This is a genomic window from Nocardia sp. NPDC058497 (assembly GCF_042720195.1).
Taxonomy (GTDB): Bacteria; Actinomycetota; Actinomycetes; order Mycobacteriales; family Mycobacteriaceae; genus Nocardia.
Genome location: NZ_JBHXMY010000601.1, coordinates 1 through 3,509, shown reverse-complemented (window position 1 = coordinate 3,509; position 3,509 = coordinate 1). Strand labels below are relative to the sequence as shown.

The following is a 3,509-nucleotide window of genomic DNA, read 5'->3' as shown; positions in this document are numbered from 1 at the left end:
CCCTTCTGCCATCCAAAAGTGCTGACGCTGGAAGGCGAAGGTGGGCAGGTCGATTCGCCGAGCTCCCGAACCGGTGTACAGGCCTGCCCAGTCCACGTCGGCGCCGGAGACGAACAGCCCGGCCACTCCCCCCGCTACGGTGAGCGCGTCGGCATGGTCTCGACGCGCCAGCGCCACCACCGTCGCCGCGCCCGTGGGCGCTGCCCCGTCATCGACGATCTGGTTGATCATCGGGAAGAGCACGGCGTCGGGTCCGACCTCGGCGAACCGGGTGACACCGCTGCCGGCCATCGTGGCGACAGCGTCGGCGAAGCGAACCGTCTCGCGCACCTGACCGACCCAGTACGCCGGGTCGGTCATCTCGTCGGTGACCCGGACACCGGTCACCGTCGAAACCAACGCGATGTTCGGACGGGTGAACGTCAAACCCTCTATCGCCGTGGCGAATTCGGACAGAATCGGCTCCATCAACACCGAATGGAAAGCGTGCGACACCCGCAACCGATGGGTCCGCCAACCACGCTCGACACAACGATCGACCACAGCGGAAACGTCAGCTTCCACACCGGAAAGGACCACCGACGACGGACCGTTGACCGCCGCGATCGACACCCCACCAGCAAGCAACGGCACCACGTCGGCCTCCGAGGCACCGACAGCCACCATCGCCCCACCGGCAGGCAACGCCTGCATCAACCGGCCACGCGCCGCCACCAACACACACGCATCCGCCAGCGACATCACTCCGGCCACATGCGCGGCAGCGACCTCACCGATCGAGTGACCGGCCACCACGTCCGCACGCAGGCCCCACGACTCCAGCAGTCGGAACAACGCGACCTCGAACGCGAACAACCCCACTTGGGCGAACACCGTCCGATCGACCAGGGCGTCATCGGCCAAAGCCTCGGCCAACGAAACCGGTTGCTCCAGAAGCACATCCAGCTGCGCGACGATCGCATCGAACTGCTCGGCGAACACCGGATAGGCCCCGCGCAACTCGACGGCCATACCCGCCCACTGCGCACCCTGACCGGAAAACACCAGACCGGTCGAACCAGCCACCACGCGGCCGGTCACTACACCCGGAATGGTTTCGGCGCGACCCAGCGCTTGTACCCCGGCGCGCAGACCATCGAGATCGCGCGACAACACCACTGCCCGCTGGTCGAACATTGCTCTCGAAGCGATCAACGAGAAACCGACATCGATCGGGTCCGGGTCGTGGTCGTCGACGTGCGATGCCAGACGCGCGGCCTGACCGGCAAGCGCCGCACCACTGCGCGCCGAGAGCACCCACGGCAGAACCCCCGGGACAGTCTCGACCACCGGAGCTCGCTCCACGACCGGAGCCGGGTCCAGCACAGGGGCCTGTTGGAGGATGAGGTGAGCGTTGGTGCCGCTGAGTCCGAAGGAGGACACACCGGCACGACGCGGCCGATCCACCTCCGGCCACGGCGCCGACTCGGTCAGCAACCGGATGTGGCCTTCGGTCCAGTCGACTTTGGTGCTCGGCTGGTCCACATGCAGGGTCCGGGGCAGCACGCCGTGCCGCATCGCCATGACCATCTTGATCACACCACCCACACCGGCCGCGGCCTGAGCGTGACCGATGTTGGATTTCAGCGATCCCAACCACAACGGACGGTCCGCGTCCCGGTCCTGCCCGTAGGTCGCCAGCAACGCCTGCGCCTCGATCGGATCGCCCAGCGTCGTTCCGGTGCCGTGAGCTTCCACCGCATCGACGTCCCCCGGCGAGACGCCCGCGTTGGCCAAAGCCTGCCGGATCACCCGCCGCTGGGAGGGACCGTTCGGCGCGGTCAATCCGTTCGAAGCACCGTCCTGATTCACCGCCGAACCAGCAATCACAGCAAGAACGTGATGACCATTGCGCTGCGCGTCGGACAACCGCTCCAACACCAGCACACCGGCCCCCTCGGACCAGGCAACACCGTCGGCGCTCTCGGCGAAGGATTTGCACCGCCCGTCCGGCGCCATCCCGCGCTGCCTGCTGAACTCGAGGAACATGTCGGGGGTGGCCATCACCGCCACACCACCGGCCAGCGCCAGATCGCACTCCCCCGACCGCAACGACTGCGCGGCCAAATGCATCGCCACCAGTGACGACGAGCACGCCGTGTCGACGGTGACCGACGGCCCCTCCAGGCCGAACACATACGACACACGACCGGACACCAAGCTACCGCCGGTGCTGCTACCGGTTCCGGTGCCCTGGGCGTAGTCGTGGTACATCACACCGGTGAACACGCCGGTCGCACTGCCACGCAGTACCGCGGGATCCACCCCGGCGCGTTCCAGCGCCTCCCACGAAACCTCCAGCAGCAACCGCTGCTGGGGATCCATCATCAGGGCCTCGTTGGGGCTGATTCCGAAGAAGTCCGCGTCGAACTCACCCGCCGAATACAAGAACCCGCCGTGCCGGGTGTAGGTCTTGCCCGCCTTGCCGGGCTCAGGGTCGTAGATGCGCTCGATGTCCCAGCCGCGATCGCCCGGCATCTCGCCGGTGGTGTCGCCACCGGAGGTGACCAACCGCCACAGATCTTCCGGCGAAGCGACACCACCCGGGTAGCGACAGCTCATCGCCACCACAGCGATGGGCTCGTCGTCGACCGGTTTGCCCGCGGTGATCTCGGTGTCCTGGCTTGTGCCGGTGAGTTGGGAATCGATGAACTCGGCGACGATCCGGGGATTGGGGTGATCGAAGATGAGGGTGGCCGGTAGTCGCAGACCCGTCGCGGCGTTGAGCTTGTTGCGGAACTCGATGGCGCGCAGAGAGTCGAACCCTAGCTGCTGGAAAGCGTGCTGCGGTTCGACGGCGTCGATCGTGGCATGTCCGAGGGTTTCGGCGGCTACCGACCGGACGAGGTCGAGCAGGGCGCTGCCACGATCGGCATCGGAGAGACCGGCCAGCTTGTGCGCGAACGCTCGACCCGCCGGGGTTCGAGTCCGGCGACGCACCGGGACCGACGCGATCGCGCGCAGCAGGGCGGGGATCTGCTCGCCCCGGGTCCGGAGTCCGGCGGGGTCGATCCGGAGCGCTACCAGCTGGGCGGTATCGGTGGTGATCGCCGCATCCAACAGCGCCAGACCCTCGGCCTCGGTCAGCGGCGGGAAGCCCTGCCTGCGCATCCGGTCGAAATCGTCCTCGGACAGCTCGGCGCCGAGTCCGGTCGATCTCGCCCACAGGCCGTAATCGAGAGCGGTCGCGGGCAGTCCCAAGCCGCGACGGTGGGCCGCGAGAGCGTCGAGGAAGACATTCGCCGCGGCGTAGTTCGCTTGACCGGCGGCCAGAACGAGCCCACCCGCTGACGACAACAGCACGAACAGCGACAACGAGTGATCGCGGGTGAGTTCGTGCAGATGCCACGCGGCATCGGCCTTGGGCCGGAACACATGGTCGATCCGGTCCGGGTTGTTCGACTCGCTCACCCCGGTGGGGGGGGGGTTTAAACAAAAACCAGCCCCCCCGACCCGAATATCACTCGGGT

Annotated in this window: 1 protein-coding gene; it reads right to left on the bottom strand. The window is 67.2% G+C overall.

Annotated features, from left to right (window positions below; genetic code table 11):
- The coding region (locus ACFWPJ_RS27980; RefSeq protein ID WP_378855760.1) for a beta-ketoacyl synthase N-terminal-like domain-containing protein at window positions 1-3,450 on the bottom strand (3,450 nt) is incomplete at its 3' end.
- Window positions 3,451-3,509 lie beyond the last annotated feature (59 nt).